Below are 16,139 nucleotides of genomic sequence, written 5' to 3'. Positions count from 1 at the left end.
TATCGATAACATTTTCTGTCAAGCCGTAAAGCCTGCCTGTCATGACCAAGCCGCATATCCTGCAAATGGGGCCTTATCCCGAATGGGATCAGGTGCCGCTCGACGCTGCCTTCACCGTCCACCGCTATTTTGAAGCCGCCGACAAACCGGCCCTTTTCGCGGCGGTTGGCAAGGATATTCGAGGCATCGCGACGCGCGGCGAGCTGGGTGCCAGTGCCGAGATCATTGCGGCCCTGCCCAATCTCGAAGTGATCAGCGTCTATGGCGTCGGATATGACGCGGTCGATCTCAATGCCTGTTGGGCGCGCGGCATTCGCGTCAGCAATACGCCCGATGTGCTCACCAAGGACGTGGCCGATCTCGGCGTTGCGATGATGCTGGCGCTCTCGCGCGGGATGATCGGCGCCGAGACCTGGGTGCGGGACGGATCATGGGCAGCTAAGGGGCTTTATCCGCTCAAGAGCCGGGTCTGGGGCAAGAAGGCCGGCGTGCTCGGCCTCGGGCGCATCGGCTTTGAAGTCGCCAAACGTCTGCAGGGTTTTGATCTCGACATTTCCTACAGTGACGTATCCGCAAAGGACTTCGCGCCAGAGCCCTGGCAGTTTGTCGCCGATCCCGTAGCGCTGGCGACAGAGGTCGATTTCCTCTTCGTCACTCTCGCCGCCTCAGCTGCGACGCGGCACATCGTGGGCAAAGAGGTGATCGAAGCACTCGGCTCCGAGGGCATGTTGATCAACATTTCCCGCGCCTCCAACATCGATGAAGACGCGCTGCTGACGGCGCTTGAAACCAAGGCGCTTGGTTCGGCGGCACTCGATGTGTTCGAAGGCGAACCGAAACTCAACCCGCGGTTTCTGGGTCTCGACAATGTGCTGCTGCAGCCGCACCATGCCTCGGGTACGGTGGAAACCCGTAAGGCCATGGGCCAATTGCTGCGCGACAACCTCACCGCCCACTTTGCGGGCCGCGATCTTCTCACACCGGTGCTCTCATGAAAGCCATTGTCATTCATGCTGCCAAGGATCTGCGCGTTGAAGATCGCCCCGTGGAAAAGCCCGGTCCCGGCGAGGTTTCGCTACGGCTGGCAACCGGCGGGGTCTGCGGCTCGGACCTGCACTATTACAACCATGGCGGCTTCGGCACGGTAAAACTGCGCGAGCCGATGGTGCTCGGCCATGAGGTTTCGGCCTTTGTCGAAGAGCTTGGCGAGGGCGTGACGGGGCTTGAGCGCGGGCAGTTGGTCGCCGTGTCGCCATCCCGGCCCTGCGGCCATTGCCGCTATTGCCAGGAAGGGCTGCAGAACCAGTGCCTCAATATGCGGTTTTATGGTTCGGCCATGCCCTTCCCTCACATTCAGGGCGCATTCCGCGAGCAGCTGGTCGCACTGGCGAGTCAGTGCGTGGTCGCCGATGGGCTCAGCGCCGGTGAAGCTGCCATGGCTGAACCGCTGGCGGTGACGCTGCATGCGACGCGCCGCGCGGGACAAGTCTTCGGCAAGCGCGTGCTGGTGACCGGGTGCGGCCCCATTGGCGTGCTCTCGATCCTTGCGGCCCGCCGCGCAGGTGCCGCCGAAATCGTGGCGACCGACCTCTCGGATTTCACTCTCGCCATTGCCAAGGCTGCTGGCGCTGATCGCGTGATCAACACGGCCAAGGAGCCCGAGGGCCTTTCGCCTTATGGCGCCGACAAGGGCTATTTTGACGTGCTCTATGAATGCTCCGGTGCGGCCCCTGCCCTCGCTTCGGGCATCGGCGCCTTGCGGCCGCGTGGAATCATCCTGCAGTTGGGCCTCGGTGGCGACATGACCATCCCGATGCAGATGCTGACCTCCAAGGAACTGGACCTGCGCGGCTCCTTCCGCTTCCACGAGGAATTTGCCATCGGCGTCGAGTTGATGCGGAAAAAGCTGATCGACGTAAAGCCGCTGATCACCCATTCTGTGCCGCTCGATGAAGCGGAGTCTGCATTCAAGCTGGCCTCGGATCGCTCCTCGGCCATGAAGGCGCAGATCACCTTCGCCACGGCCTGATCAGTCTTCCGGCATTTCGACCGTGGCAGTGCGCCCCGGTCGGAACACCCGGACGAATTCCTGCACGATGATGCGCTCGGCTTCCGAGAGTTCGCGATCGGCGGAGAAGATGACCGATAGCGCGCCGGAGAGTTCCTCGTGACGGATCGGCACGGCGATCAGATTGCCAGCCTCGATATCGGCCCGCACCGATGACGGCGGCAAGATGGTGCAGAGGTGGGCTTGGCGCACCATGGCGATGGCCAGCGCCAGCGAGCCGACTTCAACCACCGTCTTGAGGCGCAGGCCGCGTTCGCGGGCGGCATCGGCAAAGCTCTGATGGATGCTGAGATGCTGACGGCCGAGAACGAGCGGCAGTGCCACCGTCTCTTCGATACCCAATTCCTTGCGGCCACCGAAACTGATCGCGGGATTGCCGATGACGCAGAGCGGCTCGGTAGGACCGAGGCGAATGCGCGCAACCTGCGCCTGCACCATGCCGACGAGCGCCAGGTTGAGATCGCCCGACCTTACATGCTCGTGGAGCATGGTGTTGGAGCTTTCAACGATCTGCAACCGCCAGTCCGGGTGGCGCGCATGGATGCGCGTCATGACATGGGCGATCTTTTCGGTGAGGACACTATCGTGACCAGAGCTCGGCAATGTGCCGATGGTGACGCGCGCTTCCGAATGTGCGGCAATGTCATGGGCCTTGCGGACGATCCAATCCTGCCGCTCTTCGATGACGACAGTTTGCGCGCGGACGTCCTCACCGCGCGGGGAGAGGCTCGTCCCCTCCTCGGTGCGCTGGAGCAATGGCGCGCCGATGGCCTCTTCCATTTGAGAAATGTGCTTGGATGCCGACGATTGGGCCGTATTGGCGACGCGCGCAGCAGCGGAGATGCTGCCGGTCTGGGCGACGAGATTGAAGAGATGGATCTGGCGCGTGGTGAGGCGCGGCGTGAAGACGGCGCTGTTTTCGGCGACGAGGTTGCGCCGCATGGCTTCGAGAAACGCCTTGCCATAGGATCCGGCGGCCCCGTCGGTTTCGCCATAAATCGAGGAAACAAAGCCCGGGAAAAAGGGAACTTCCTCGTGGCGAGCGAGGCCGAGCCGGCGCGGCATGAAATTGGCGGGCATCAGAAGACGCGTCTGCGGCTGGTCGCGCAGAATGGCCGAGACCTGTGCCGGCTCTTCGTCCCGATACCGCAAACGATCGGCAAAGCCGTGTTCGGTGGCAAAACGCGTCATGGCATCGACGATTTCCCGCCGCATGCGGAGGAGCGTCACGCGCTCGTCGGGCTGGAATGTGTCGACTCGGCTTCCTTTATTGCCGACGACAATCCAGGGGTCGTCGTAAAGATGGACGGCCTGGCCACTCACCGTCGAAGCGGTGCCGTAAAAAATACGGAGCTGGCCGGATTTGTCGGGCAGGCGCTCGCTTTGGGCAAGCCCGGTGGGATCGCCAATATCTTCGTCATCAAGCCCAGAAAAATGCCAATCGACCAGCAATTCCGGCGCCGTCTCGATCATCTCCTGCGAGGTGCGCAGCAGGGCTTTTGACACCCGGCCGATGGCAAAGTTCAGGTCGAGATGAACGGAGAGCTTGACCATGCGCCGGCCAGGCGCAAACCGCGCCTGGCGCGTGTGCTGCTCAAGGTAAAGCAGGTGCGCGCCCGTGCGGAACAGCCAGAAGGCGGCCGGCAGAAGATCAAGCCCGGCGCCGCGGCGCTCGAAGAGTTTGAGACCAAGGCGTTCTTCGAGATTGTGGAGGGCAATGCTGAGGGCGGACGGGGTCTGGCCGAGGTCTTTCGCCGCATCGGCAAGGCGGGGGGATTGGCAGGCCAGCACGAACTTTGACAACAGGGAAAGTTCGAAGCCAGCCTTATCCATAAGGGGCAGCATAGAGCCGGCCATGGTCGTACTCAAGCTCGCCAGCAGTCGAGGATGGGAGCGAGGCCCGCGTCGGGCGCGGGCCTCAAATGGGCTTAGTTTAGCGCGCCGACGGCGCCTTCGGCAGCGGCGAGAACGCCGCCTTCGGTGAGGAGCTTGATCATCGGGACGATCTGATCCTGCATATAGCCATCCTGCTCCTGGAGCGGGACGACATCGGACACGGCGTCATAGATCGCTTGGGTGCCTGCGCCGAGGGCGAATTGGCCAAGCGCATCGCGGGTGAGGAAGATCGCCTTGGTGGCAAGGAGGCATTCGACGGCAACGATTTTTGGCATGTTGCTCAAGACCTGCTGCGCCTTGCGGCAGGACCAGGCGGCCATCGAGACGTGATCTTCCTGGCTCGACTTGGTCGGTATGGTATCGGCGACAGATGGGAAAGCCAGGGTCTTGTTTTCCGAAGCGACGGCGGCGGCCGCGGTCGAAAGGATGCCATAGCCATAGTTGAGGCCGATGGGGCGGCCGGCGAGGTTGGGCGGCAGGCCATAGTTGAGCGTCGTGTCGCAGAGCGCAAAGAGGCGGCGCTCGGAAATATTGCCGATTTCGATGAGCGCGATGGCGAGGATATCCATGGCAAAGGCGATGGGCTCGCAGTGGAAATTGCCGCCCGAGAGGAATTCGAGCGCGCCGGCCTCATTCCAGAATACCAGCGGATTGTCGGTCGCGGCATTGAGCTCGCGCGTCATCAGCGTCTTGGCGTGTTCGAGTTGGTCGCGGCACGAGCCATGGACCTGCGGCAGGCAGCGGAAGGAATACTGATCCTGAACGCGAGCGTGGTGGACGGGATGGAGGATATCGTCTTCGAGGCGTACGGCGCGGGAGGATTCCGAGGTACGGCGCGAGCCCTTGATCATGCGGCGCACGTTTTCGGCAGCATTGATCTGGCCCGGCTGCTTGCGCACTTCGTGAATGCGCGCATCGAACGCGGCCTGTTCGCCGCGGATGGCTTCAAGGCTGAGCGAGCCGATGGCATCGACCGTCTTCATCAGTTGCTCGGCATCCCAGATGGTGAGCGAGCCCATGCCGGCGCAGAGGCTGTTGCCATTGATGAGGGCGAGGCAGTCCTTGGCCTTGAGATCGAACTTGGTCGGCGAAATGCCGGCGAGTTCGAGTGCTTTGGGGGCGGACATGCGTTCGCCCTTGTACCAGGCTTCGGCCTTTTCGTAGCCAATCAGCACCGAGACCATATGGGCGAGCGGGGCGAGATCGCCCGAAGCGCCGACCGAACCCTGGATCGGCACGACCGGATGGACGCCATTGTTGAGCATGGCGACGAGACGATCGACGACTTCGATGCGGAGGCCCGAAACGCCGACGCAGAAGGCATTAATGCGCACGGCCATCATGGCGCGCACGATCTCTTCCGAGGCCGGATCGCCCATGCCCGAGCAGTGCGAGAGCACGATATTGAGCTGGAACTGCTCATTATCGGCCTGGTTGATCTTATAGTCCTTGAGCTTGCCGACGCCGGTATTGAAGCCATAGGTGGCCGGGGCATTTTCGGTGAGCCAGTTTTCCTCGATATAGGCGCGCTTCTTGACAATCTCGGCGCGGGCCTCGGGGGCCAGCTCGACCTTGACGCCTTCGCGGGCGATGCGGACGACCTGCTCGATGGTGAGGCTATTGCCGTCGAGGATGATACTGCTCATTCTTTTATTCCTAAGTGGGGGCGCTGTTGCGCCAAAAGTCAGGCCGCGGGGGCGAGCGGCTTTTGATCGAGGGTTGACAGGGTCAGCGCCAAAACGTCGGCGGCGCGGGCGATGGATTCGGTGTCGGTCCACTCTTCGGGGGCATGGCTGATGCCGCTCTTGGAAGGCACGAAAATCATGGCGGCCGGGGCGATGCGCGCGACGAACGCTGCGTCATGACCGGCGCCGGACGCGAGCGGGCGGGTGGTAAGGCCATGGACTTCGGCGGCCTCGCGGATGATGCCCTGGAGGCGCTGATCGCAAAGGACAGCGAATGTGCGGCTCAGGCGCTCGGTTGCGGCAACGCGGCAGCCTTCGGCCGTGGCAGCGTTCTGAGCCAGCGTATCGATGGCAGCGAGATAGTCGTCCATGGCCGCATCGTTTTCGGCGCGAATATCGACGATCGCTTCGGCAGCGCCCGGCACGACATTGGCGCCATTGGGCTCGAATTTGATGACGCCGATGGTGGCGGTGAAGTGCCCCCTGCCCTTTTCGGCCTCGCTACGGGCGGCATCGCGGAGCGACAGCAGGAGCCGGGACATCGCCATGCCGGCATCTGCGCGCATGTTCATCGGCACGGTGCCGGCGTGACCGGCCTCGCCTTCGAGGCGGAGGCGGACGCGGGCGATGCCGGCAATGCCGCTGACGACGCCAAGCGGAATGGCTTCGGCTTCCAGGACCGGGCCCTGCTCGATGTGAATTTCAACGAAGGCTGCGACATCGGAATGAAGCTTGCCGCCGAGGCGCGCGGGGTCGCCGCCAATGCGGGTGATGGCCGTGTCGAGCCGTTCCTGATCTGGGCCGATCATGGCGAGGTGATCCGGCGCCAGTGCCCCAACCATGCCGCGGCTGCCGATGCAGGAAAGGCCCCATTCGCTTGGTTCTTCGGCGAGGAAATCGACGAGATCGATCGAATGTTTTGGCGTGTAGCCGGCTTCCCGCATTGCGCGGATGGCAGCAAGGCCAGAGAGAATGCCAGCAATGCCGTCGAAACGGCCGCCACTCGGCACAGTGTCGCTGTGCGAGCCAGTCATCAGGGCCGGGGCGGACGCATCCATGCCCTGCCAGCGGCCAATGAGATTCCCGGCGGCGTCGATACTCGTGGAAAGGCCTTCTTCGGCGAAGCGCTTGGAGAGGTAATCGCGACCCTTCAGGAACATGGGCGTGAAGGATCGCCGCGTCCAGGGTTTGCCGGGCTCGGTGAGCGCCGCCAGCGCGTCGAGATCGCGCTGGAGCTGGTAGCGATCCACCTTGAGCGGGGTGTTGGTGCCGGGGAGATTCATGCCGCGATCGCCGGGGTGACGCGGTTGGGCTTGACGAAGCGCCCATTGCCGGGCTGCGCCAAAACATTGGTGCCATCAAAGACGAGATCGCCGCGGAGGAATGTCGCGACAGGCGCGTGACGGATGAGGCGGCCTTCATAAGGGCTCCAGCCGACGACGTTGTGGCCGCTGGCCGCGGGATCATAATAGCGCGGGCGCTCGGTGAAGACGGCGAAGTCGGCATCGAGACCAAGGCCGAAACCGCCCTTCTGGTCGGCAATGCGGAAGAGGCGCGCCGGGTTGGAGGCCAGGAGTTTTGCCGCATGGGTGAGCGGCAGGTTGCGATCGGCGAGGCCATCGAGGAGAAGGCTCGGCAGCACTTCAAGGCTCGGCATGCCCGAGGCGTTTTCGAGCATGACCGGGGACGACTTGCGCTCGATGCCCCAGGAAACGTGGTCGGTCGAGACGATGGTGATGTGGCCGGCGGCCAGATGCTGCCAGAGTTTTTCGCGTTCAGCGGCCGAGCGGATCGGCGGATTGCACTTGGCGCGGCCGAGCATGCGCGAGACGTCTTCTTCTTCGCTACAGACGAGATAGTGGATGCAGGCTTCGATGGTCGCATCGACGCCTTGGGCGCGATAGGCCTGGGCAATGTCGTAACCGCGGCCGACCGAGCAGTGGACGATATGTGCGGAAGCGCCAGTTGCCTGGGCGATCTCGTAGACTTCAGCGATGGCGAGGGTTTCGGCGATCGGCGGGCGGGATTCGCCATGGGTGCGATAATCGGTGCGGCCCGTTGCCTTGATGGCCTCGCTCCAGACCTGAACGCATTCATCGTTCTCGTTGTGGACGCCGGCGATCAGGCCGGTCTTGGCGACCTCGGTAAAGGCGGCATGGAGCAGCGGCGTCGGGATGCGCGGGAAACGGGTAGAGTCGGTGTTGAAGGTCGAGAACTTGAAGGAAGCCGCACCGGCTTCGGCCATTTCGGCGATATGGATCGGGCCATGCGCCGGATTGATCGTACCATAGAGCGCGAAATCGACGCGGGCCTGTTCGCCGGCACTGCGGGCCTTTTCACGGATCATGTCGCCGGTCGAAATCAAGAGGCCGGCGTCATAGGGCATGTCGACGATGGTGGTGACACCGCCGGCGGCGGCCGAACGCGTCGACCAGATGAAATCTTCCTGATCCTTTTGCGAGCGCGAATGGACCTGGCCGTCGATAACGCCGGGGAGCACGATGGCGTCGCCGAAATCGTGGACATCTTTTGCCGCAGGCGCCGTGCCCGAACCGAGCATCGCGATCTTGCCATCGCGCACCGCTGCAAAGCCGCGCTCGACAATGCCGTCTTCGCCGACGAACCGGCCCTGGATGACTGTATCGAAATCACTCACGATTTTTGCTCCGTTCAATCCAGCGCCACGACCGGCGCACCTCGGCATCATAGGCGATATCGAAGGTCTGCAAGAACCGCGTGGCCATGTCGTTGGGCACGCCGCGCAGCGCGAGATAATGGCCGGCCGCCATGCCGCCTTCCCCGCCTGCAGGCGGGAAGGCTTCGGCGAGCCGCTGGACATGCAGGCGCTCGGCTTCGAGTTCGAGGCGCTTGATGTCGTCGCGTAGCGCCTGTTCGGATGGCGCGGTAAAACGCCCCTTCATGGCCTGGCGGGCGCGGCGGAGCGGTTCGATGGCGGCTGCGCGCCAGTCTTCGCTCTCGATCACCAACGCATCGAGATTTTCCGCCGCAATGCCGTGGCCGACGCGGTCGGCAATGCAGAGCACCAAGAGCAGCGGTACATCGACATCGCACCGCTCCTGCAGGTCGAGGCAGGCGCGGCCGAGCGCGGCGTCGCGATAGGCGGCGCACATGTCGGGCCATACGCGCTGGAGAAAGCCGGGATTGCTCATCGTCTTATCCTCAGGCCGCCATGCCGGGGGCCGGCTCGTCATGGGGATGATGGCACGCGACCATCTGGCCACCTGGCGCAGGCTGCAGGGTTGGGACGACTTGGGCACAGATGTCGGTGGCGCGCGGACACCGGCTGCGGAAGGCGCACCCGCCTTGCGGCCGATTGCGTGACGGCATCACGGTGCGCTTGCCATCGGGCTCGATCTTTCGAGTGGCATCGACCACCGGCACGGCTTCAAGCAATGTGCGCGTATAGGGATGCGCCGGACGGGTGTAGATCTGTGGGCCGGTGCCGATCTCTACGATGCGGCCCATGTAAAGCACGGCCACGCGGTCGCTGACATTTTTGACGACCGCGAGGTCATGCGAGATGAAGATCAGCGCGAGATTACGGTTTTCACGGATGTCCTGCAGCAGGTTGATGACCTGCGCCTGTACCGACACGTCGAGCGAAGCGACAGGTTCGTCGCAGACGATGAGTTCGGGCTCGACCGCGAGCGAGCGGGCAATGGCGATGCGCTGGCATTGGCCGCCGGAAAACTGATGCGGCTTGCGCCCGGCAACGAGGTCGATGTCGAAGCCGACATCGGCGAGAGCGGACTGCACGCGCGTCTTGCGTTCGCTGGCAGGCTTGCCCTGAATGACGAGACCCTCGGCAACGATGTCCTCGACATTGCGGCGCGGGTTGAAGGACGAGAGCGGGTCCTGGAAAATCATCTGCAGGCGATCGCGCATGCGGCGCATGTCTTCGCTTGGCAAGGTGATGAGGTCTTGGCCCTTGTAGCGCACCGAACCCTTGGCCGTCGTGTTGGCACTGGGCAGGAGGCGCAGGAGCGCGCGGCCGATCGTGGTCTTGCCGCTGCCGCTTTCGCCCACGAGGCCTAAGGTTTCCCCTGCCCCGACGGTGAAGGAAACGTCGTCGACCGCCTTCATTTCCTTGCCGGCGCGCGTGAAGCTGACCGAGAGGTTCTGGACCTCGAGAATGGCGTCACTGGACATGAGCAACCTCCTGCTGCGCCGGGCGCGGCAGTTCTGCCAGCGGGAAGTGGCAGGCAAAGCGATGGTCGGGGTGAATGCCGGCCGACATCGGTGGCATCACCTCATGGCAGATGGCCTGAGCCGACGGGCAGCGCGGCGCGAAAGGGCAACCGGCAGGACGATTGGCAAGGTTGGGCGGCTGGCCGGGAATGGTGCGGAGCCGCGTGTGTGCCGGCTGGTCCATCGCCGGCATGGCCGACAGCAGTGCCTCGGTATAGCGATGGCGCGGATTGCGGAAAACTTCGGCGGTCGGCCCATATTCGACGACATTGCCGCCATAGAGCACGAGGATTTCGTCCGTGCGGCCGGCGACGACGCCGAGATTGTGCGAGACGAGGATCATCGACATTTGTCGCTCGGCCTGGATCGTCTGGAGCAGGTCCAGCACTTCCTTTTGCACGGTGACATCGAGCGCCGTCGTTGCCTCGTCGGCGATCAGCAGATCAGGCTGGCAGATGAGCGCGGCCGCGATCATGATGCGCTGCTTCATGCCGCCCGAGAACTGGTGCGGATAATAATCGTAGCAGTCCTCCGGGTCGGGAAGACCGACGAAGGAAAGGAGCTCGATGGCGCGGGACCGGGCCTCGGCCTTGCTCAGGCCCATATGGATGCAGCCGGCCTCCTCGATCTGCCGCCCGATCTGGACGAAAGGATTGAGCGAGGTCATCGGGTTTTGGAAGACGATGCCGACTTTGCGGCCGATGAGCCGGGCACGATCCCTCGGCTTGAGCGCAAGCAGGTCCTGCCCTTCGAGTTCGATCCGGCCCATGGTCTTGAGGCCCTTTGGGGCGATCCCCATGATGGCCTTGACCAGCATGGACTTGCCGGCGCCCGATTCACCGACGATGCCCAGAGCGCGGCGGGGCGCGAGGGTGAAGTTAATGTCCTGCAAGATTTGCAAGGGACCGGAGACAGAGTCCATCTCGCAGGTCATGGCGGCGCAGGAGAGGATCGGGCGAGTGGCTTCGGAATACATCTCAGCTCTCCCGCTCGCGATTGTTGAGACGCTGGGCGAGATAGTCGCCGATGGTGTTGAAGGCATAGACGGTCAAGACGATGGCGAGCACGGGCCCGACGATGAGGATGGGGAAGCGGCTCAGAAGGTCGGTGGAGCTGGCGATCATGCCACCCCAGCTCGGTGCGGGCGCAGGAATGCCGTAGCCGAGAAAGCTCAGCGAGCCTTCGGTGATGATCAGGCCCGCCATCAGCGTCGGCATGACGGCGGTGAGAGCCGGAATGAGATTGGGCAGGATTTCCTTGAGGAGGATACGGCCATCGGTGGCACCCATGGCGCGGGCGGCAAGCACATAGTCGCGGTTACTCTGCGAGATGACGCCGGCCTTGGCGACGCGGGCATAGGTGCCGATATCGAAAATACCGAGGACTACAATGATGGTGACGACTGACGGACCGGTGACGGCGACGAAGGCCAGCACGACCAGCGTCGAGGGCATGGCGGCAAGCGCATTGGCGAAGAGATCGATCGCACGCTCGAAAATGCCGCGATAATAGCCCGCGAGCATGCCGAGCAGCAGTCCGGCGACAAGGGCAATTGTCGTCGAGATGGCGACGATCATCATCGAGGTCCGCGCGCCATAGAGCACGCGGGAAAAGATGCTGCGGCCGATATCGTCGGTGCCAAGGAGGCCATTGAGCGACCATTCCGGCAGGGCCGAAAAATCGCCATAAGGCAGTTTCGGGCTGACGAGACCGGGGATGAAATCGACAAAGAGCGCGATCAGTACCAGAAGGACGAGAAAGATCGCGGCCAGCATTTCGAAGGGTGAGGCGCCGGGCAGTTTGAGGCGGCTCGACCAGGGCATGGCGTGGCGCACGATCTCGCCGAGCTTGGCATCCGGGCCAGGCTTGAAGACGGGGGAATTACCGACATCGGTCATGATACTTTCACCCGCGGGTCGATGAGCGCATAGCCGAGATCGACCAGCATGAAGACGATGACGAAGATGACGACGGTGAGCGACAGGATGGCCTGGACCAGCGGAATGTCATGGCTCTTGACGGCGCTCAGGATGGTCCAGCCGATGCCGGGCACGGCGAAATAGCTTTCGACGACGAAGGAACCGGCGAGCATATAGGTCAGCGACAGGCCCATGACCGTTAGAATTTGCGGCATCGCCGGCCGCAGGGCGTGATGGAAGAGGATGTAACCGAGCGGCAGGCCCTTGGCGCGGGCGACGGCGATATAGTCTTCCTGCAGCGTCGTGACGAATTCGTTGCGCGCCACGCGGTAAAGATACGCCGTCTGGTGCATGCTGAGACAAAGGACCGGCAGCGCCACATACCAGAGGTTGGCCACGGGATTTTCGGTGAACTTGGCCCAGCCGGTCGCCGGGAACCAGCGCAACACCATGGCAAAGAGATAAGAGAACAAAACCACGATGACGAAGGTCGGGACGGCGAGGAGTACCGTCGAGATCGAGCGCATGACTTTGTCGCCAAGCTTGTTTGGGTGGCTGGCGGTATACATGGCGATTGGAATGCCGATCAGCGACACGGCCATCGCGAGAAACGCGATTTCGAAGGTCACGGCCGCGCGTTCGAGGACAACGCCGAGGATGGGTTGCTGGCTGAAAAGGGTTACGCCCAGATCGCCGCGAAGGAGATCGCCGAGCCAAGAGAGATACCGCTGCCAGACTGGAAGGTCATAGCCATATTGGGCATTGAGAGCCGCGATCTGCTCGGGCGTTGCATAGTCACCAAGGATCAGCTGTGCTGCCGAGCCGGGGGCAAGGCTTGAAAGAGCTGTCGCGCTGAAGGTGACCAACAGGAAGACGAGAACGCCGGTGATCAATCGCGTCGATATGGCCCTGAAATAGGGCATTGCGCTGTTAAGCACGTCAGTTCCCTTTCCTGTTCCAGCGGCGAGTTTTGACACCCACCGCCACCTTTGCATTCAAGATGAGCGGCGCTCAGATGCGCTTCCACTCTTCTTCCGCATCCATCCAGCCGATGTCGCGTTCGAGGAGGTTCCGCTGCTCTTCCTTGGTGTAGCCACCCATGTCGTGCTCGTCGGAATAGCGGGTGCTCTGCTCGGCAAAGACGCGCTTGCCGAAATCCATCATCCCATACATCGAGCCCTTTTCGAGGTAGTGCATGGTGACGAGGTTGAAGCCGAGCGCGCCGATATCGTCGAGCTCGACGAATGGCTTGCCATTGACCCAGGCGATGTCGCCGAACATCTTCCAGCCCGGTAGAGCGGCGTTGACCTTCTGGCACTCTTCGAGCGTACGGAGGCCATGGACATAGGTCATCTCAGCACCCAGTTCCTCGGCCTTGACGCAGCGCTCGATGGCATCGTCGAGGCCCTTTTCGAGCTTGGATTCGGTGCGGGCGATGACGACGCAATCGGTGTCGGCGCAGGCATCGAGCGCTGCCTTGATCTTGGCGAGCCAGAGTTCCTGGGAGATTACGGGATGCTCGATATTGCCATCGAGCTTGCCTTCGAGCGTTGCCTTTTCCATGGCGCGGCCGAAGCGGGCATAGCCGCGCTCGTTGGGCGTATCTTCGAGCAGGATCGCGGCAGCGCCGGCCTTGGCGAGGCGCCGGCAGGTGCGATAGGCCTGGGCCACGTCACCAAAACAATCATCGGCGTCGATGATCAGCGGGAGCGGGGAGTAATCGGAAATGCGGTCGGTGGCCCAGACCAGCTCTTCCTGGTTATGCAGGCCCATATCCGGCACGCCCGACATCGAAAAGCCGAGCGAAGCGCCCGAGAGCAGGATGGCTTCGAAACCAGCCATTTCCGCAGCCTTGGCCGAGTAGCAATCCCACACGCAAGGAGTGAAGACCTGCTTCTCGCCGAACAGCTGGCGGAAGGTTTTTCTGGGGCGTTTGTCGAACATGAGATGACCTTCAGGGTGTCATTGGGCGGCGCAGGTTTGCGCCTGATCGAGGGCCGGTGCCGCGGGGAGGCGCGGCACCGTTTGCTCCGTCACGAGGGAGGGACGGGGCGGTGTGGCTAGAGCTTATTTCGCAGCGCAGGCGTCTTCACAGACGTAAAGATACTGCTTCTGCAAGATGCCGCCATTGGACGGCACGATACCGCCGGTATTGTCGCGGAGCAGCAGGTAGCGCGTTTCCGAGCCAAAGATGTAGAGCGGCAGGTCTTCCGCAATCACCTTCTGCACGTCGGTGTAGGCAGCCTTGACCTCGGCCTCGTCCATCGTGGCATTGGCGGCATTGAGATAGCCATCCATCGCTTCGCTCGAATACTTGCCCCAGTTGTCGACGCCACCGGTCTTCAAGAGGTTCGAGATGATCGGCTCGGCGCCATTGGCCACGAGCACGCCACCATCGACGCAGAGGTCGAAATTGACCTGGGTCTGGCACTGCGGCTTGAGCATGGCCTGATCGACCAGTTCGAGCTCGACTTCGACGTTTTCATAGGCCGACAGCACCTGCTGCAGATACGAAGCCAGACGCTTGAGGTCCGAATTCGAATAGGTGACGAGCTTCATCTTGAACGGCTTGCCGTCGGCAGCCAGTTCGTTGAAGAGCTCCTGCGCCTTTTCCGGATCGTAGGTCGGCAGGGTATATTCGGTCTGGTAGTAGGGCGAGGCATCGGTGAAGTAGTTGGTCGGGGTCACATAGCCATCGACCTGCGTATAGGCCTGCATCAGGCGGGCCGGATCGACGGCGTGATAGAAGGCTTCGCGCGCGCGGTGATCGGTGAAGCTGCCGGCAACCTGGTTGAAATAGGCGCGATAAAGGCCCGGGATCGGGATCTCATGCGTCGTCACACCGGGCGCTTCGGCATTGGCGCCGAACTGGTAGGGATAGCCCGCCATCATCTGGGCGCCGCCCTGAACCACAGTCGAGATACGGCTGTTGGTTTCCGGGATGATCGCGAATTTCAGCGTATCGAGATAGGGGCGCGGCTGGTCCCAATAGTCCGGGTTGCGCTTGAACGAGAGCGAAATGCCCTGATCCCAGCTTTCGAAAAGGAACGGGCCAGCGCCAACCGGCTTGATCGCGGCCTTATCCGTACCCGCAGCCTCGAGCGCTGCGGGCGAGGCGACGAATGGCGCGGATTGGGCAAGCGTCGAACCAAAATTGCGGTTGGCGGTCGGCAGGGTGATTTCGATGGTCAGCGGGTCGATGATCTTGACGCCATCGATCCAGGACGAAACGAAAGGTTGCGCCGGAGCCAGGGTATCGGGATTGGCGGCGCGCTTCCAGTTGTAGACTACGGCTTCGGCATCATAGGCATTGCCGTCGGTGAATTTGACGTTGGGGCGCAGTTTCAGCGTCCACACCGTGGCGTCGTCGCTCGTTAGGCTCTCGGCCATGCCGCCCTGCACCTTGCTGTCGAGATCGACATAGACCAGAAAGCCATAGACAGCGTCGAGCTGGTCCATCGGGCCACCCGGGAAGGTGCCCGAGGTGATGGCCGGATCCCAGCTCTTGATATCCGAGCCGGCGATGATGGTCATTTCCCCGCCGCTCACGGCCTGTTCGTCGGCCTGGGCGAAGGCGCTGCTGGTCATGCCGGTCAAAACAGAGGTGCCGAGCAGAGCGAGGGCAAGCGCAGCGGCTCGGCCCATCCGGGCGGCGCGCGACTTGCTGATGGTCGTCAGATTGTTCATGTGTTTCTCCATTTTTTTGGCTCCCTTTCTCCAGAGGAAGCCCGTTCCCTTATTCGTGCTGGCTGAGGCGGCCAGCGGACGCGTCCCTGACTAGCTCGGACCTCCTTCTTTCCATCGGCGCACACTGGGGTGGTCGAGATCGAAAAGGTCCAGAGCGCGGCCCACCGTCTGGCTCACCAGATCGTCGAGCGTCTTCGGACGGGTATAGAAGCTGGGCACGGGCGGCATGATAATCGCCCCGCTGCGCGTTGCCGTGTCCATCAACGCGATGTGACCGGCATGAAGCGGCGTCTCGCGCACCATCAGGACAAGCTTGCGACGCTCCTTGAGGCAAACGTCGGCGGCCCGCGAAATGAGATCATCGGAATAGCAATGCGCCACCGCGCTCAGCGTCTTGATCGAGCACGGGGCGACCAGCATGCCTTCGCACTTGAACGAGCCGGAGGCGACCGCCGCACCGATATCCTTGTGTGGATAGGTGACATCAGCCAGGGCGCGGATTTCCTCGGCGGAACCGACGACACCCTCTTCCATCGCCGTACGCACGCCGGCGCTCGACATGATGAGATGGGTTTCGATGCCCTCGATTTGGCGCAGCATCTTGAGCGCCTGCACGCCGTAGCAAGCGCCGGAGGCCCCGGTAATCGCAACGATCATGCGGCGTTTTTGCATGGT

At 62.7% G+C, this 16,139-nt stretch carries 14 protein-coding genes; 2 read left to right on the top strand and 12 right to left on the bottom strand.

What is annotated here, in order from left to right; translation table 11 throughout:
• The first annotated feature begins 41 nt into the window (after window positions 1-41).
• Both VW35_RS11180 and VW35_RS11175 read left to right on the top strand, forming a co-directional pair.
• Window positions 42-995: a 2-hydroxyacid dehydrogenase gene (locus tag VW35_RS11180; RefSeq protein ID WP_046143151.1), complete on the top strand. Its 954-nt coding sequence runs from the start codon at window positions 42-44 to the stop codon at window positions 993-995.
• Window positions 992-2,029, top strand: a complete 1,038-nt coding sequence (locus tag VW35_RS11175; RefSeq protein WP_046143150.1) for an L-idonate 5-dehydrogenase — start codon at window positions 992-994, stop codon at window positions 2,027-2,029. The genes VW35_RS11180 and VW35_RS11175 overlap by 4 nt, the downstream gene beginning before the upstream one ends.
• On the opposite strand, the gene VW35_RS11170 is transcribed toward VW35_RS11175, so the two are convergent.
• The 12 genes from VW35_RS11170 to VW35_RS11115 form a co-directional block, all read right to left on the bottom strand.
• Complete coding sequence (locus tag VW35_RS11170; protein WP_052954037.1) at window positions 2,030-3,925, bottom strand: LysR family transcriptional regulator; 1,896 nt, start codon at window positions 3,923-3,925, stop codon at window positions 2,030-2,032.
• Between the two features lie 71 nt (window positions 3,926-3,996).
• Window positions 3,997-5,610 (bottom strand): HAL/PAL/TAL family ammonia-lyase, encoded by a 1,614-nt coding sequence (locus tag VW35_RS11165; RefSeq protein WP_046143148.1) that lies wholly within the window; start codon window positions 5,608-5,610, stop codon window positions 3,997-3,999.
• 38 nt (window positions 5,611-5,648) lie between these two features.
• Window positions 5,649-6,932, bottom strand: coding sequence for a Zn-dependent hydrolase (locus VW35_RS11160; protein ID WP_046143147.1), 1,284 nt, complete (start codon window positions 6,930-6,932; stop codon window positions 5,649-5,651).
• Window positions 6,929-8,305, bottom strand: a complete 1,377-nt coding sequence (locus VW35_RS11155) for a dihydroorotase (RefSeq protein ID WP_046143146.1) — start codon at window positions 8,303-8,305, stop codon at window positions 6,929-6,931. Before VW35_RS11155 ends, VW35_RS11160 begins: the two co-directional genes overlap by 4 nt.
• Entirely contained in the window at window positions 8,298-8,819 is a 522-nt protein-coding gene (locus tag VW35_RS20625; RefSeq protein ID WP_161796898.1) for a TIGR02444 family protein, read from the bottom strand. Before VW35_RS20625 ends, VW35_RS11155 begins: the two co-directional genes overlap by 8 nt.
• A gap of 10 nt (window positions 8,820-8,829) precedes the next feature.
• Window positions 8,830-9,819: an ABC transporter ATP-binding protein gene (locus tag VW35_RS11145; RefSeq protein ID WP_052951667.1), complete on the bottom strand. Its 990-nt coding sequence runs from the start codon at window positions 9,817-9,819 to the stop codon at window positions 8,830-8,832.
• Window positions 9,809-10,834 carry an ABC transporter ATP-binding protein gene (locus tag VW35_RS11140; RefSeq protein ID WP_046143144.1) on the bottom strand — a complete coding sequence of 342 codons (1,026 nt, stop codon included), beginning with the start codon at window positions 10,832-10,834 and terminating at the stop codon, window positions 9,809-9,811. Before VW35_RS11140 ends, VW35_RS11145 begins: the two co-directional genes overlap by 11 nt.
• 1 nt (window position 10,835) lies before the next feature.
• Window positions 10,836-11,756: an ABC transporter permease gene (locus tag VW35_RS11135; protein WP_052951666.1), complete on the bottom strand. Its 921-nt coding sequence runs from the start codon at window positions 11,754-11,756 to the stop codon at window positions 10,836-10,838.
• The gene (locus tag VW35_RS11130) at window positions 11,753-12,700 is read right to left on the bottom strand and encodes an ABC transporter permease (protein WP_046143143.1); all 948 of its coding nucleotides are present in this window, start codon (window positions 12,698-12,700) and stop codon (window positions 11,753-11,755) included. The genes VW35_RS11135 and VW35_RS11130 overlap by 4 nt, the downstream gene beginning before the upstream one ends.
• An 88-nt stretch (window positions 12,701-12,788) precedes the next feature.
• Window positions 12,789-13,721, bottom strand: a complete 933-nt coding sequence (locus VW35_RS11125) for an isocitrate lyase/PEP mutase family protein (RefSeq protein WP_046143142.1) — start codon at window positions 13,719-13,721, stop codon at window positions 12,789-12,791.
• 123 nt (window positions 13,722-13,844) lie between these two features.
• Window positions 13,845-15,464, bottom strand: a complete 1,620-nt coding sequence (locus VW35_RS11120) for an ABC transporter substrate-binding protein (protein ID WP_046143332.1) — start codon at window positions 15,462-15,464, stop codon at window positions 13,845-13,847.
• A gap of 90 nt (window positions 15,465-15,554) precedes the next feature.
• A complete protein-coding gene (locus VW35_RS11115) occupies window positions 15,555-16,136 on the bottom strand; it encodes a UbiX family flavin prenyltransferase (RefSeq protein ID WP_046143141.1) in 582 nt (193 codons plus the stop codon).
• Window positions 16,137-16,139: the final 3 nt, after the last annotated feature.

This window comes from Devosia soli, assembly GCF_000970455.1.
GTDB classification, from domain to species: Bacteria; Pseudomonadota; Alphaproteobacteria; order Rhizobiales; family Devosiaceae; genus Devosia; species Devosia soli.
The sequence above is the reverse complement of the archived record's forward strand: the minus strand, read 5'-3'. Positions and strand labels throughout refer to the sequence as shown.

Coding starts and splice junctions, on each gene's coding strand:
- VW35_RS11180 (WP_046143151.1), top strand. CDS start 42: ATGACCAAGCCGCATATCCTGCAAATGGGGCCTTATCCCGAATGGGAT.
- VW35_RS11175 (WP_046143150.1), top strand. CDS start 992: ATGAAAGCCATTGTCATTCATGCTGCCAAGGATCTGCGCGTTGAAGAT.
- VW35_RS11170 (WP_052954037.1), bottom strand. CDS start 3,925: ATGGCCGGCTCTATGCTGCCCCTTATGGATAAGGCTGGCTTCGAACTT.
- VW35_RS11165 (WP_046143148.1), bottom strand. CDS start 5,610: ATGAGCAGTATCATCCTCGACGGCAATAGCCTCACCATCGAGCAGGTC.
- VW35_RS11160 (WP_046143147.1), bottom strand. CDS start 6,932: ATGAATCTCCCCGGCACCAACACCCCGCTCAAGGTGGATCGCTACCAG.
- VW35_RS20625 (WP_161796898.1), bottom strand. CDS start 8,819: ATGAGCAATCCCGGCTTTCTCCAGCGCGTATGGCCCGACATGTGCGCC.
- VW35_RS11145 (WP_052951667.1), bottom strand. CDS start 9,819: ATGTCCAGTGACGCCATTCTCGAGGTCCAGAACCTCTCGGTCAGCTTC.
- VW35_RS11140 (WP_046143144.1), bottom strand. CDS start 10,834: ATGTATTCCGAAGCCACTCGCCCGATCCTCTCCTGCGCCGCCATGACC.
- VW35_RS11135 (WP_052951666.1), bottom strand. CDS start 11,756: ATGACCGATGTCGGTAATTCCCCCGTCTTCAAGCCTGGCCCGGATGCC.
- VW35_RS11130 (WP_046143143.1), bottom strand. CDS start 12,700: ATGCCCTATTTCAGGGCCATATCGACGCGATTGATCACCGGCGTTCTC.
- VW35_RS11125 (WP_046143142.1), bottom strand. CDS start 13,721: ATGTTCGACAAACGCCCCAGAAAAACCTTCCGCCAGCTGTTCGGCGAG.
- VW35_RS11120 (WP_046143332.1), bottom strand. CDS start 15,464: ATGAACAATCTGACGACCATCAGCAAGTCGCGCGCCGCCCGGATGGGC.
- VW35_RS11115 (WP_046143141.1), bottom strand. CDS start 16,136: ATGCAAAAACGCCGCATGATCGTTGCGATTACCGGGGCCTCCGGCGCT.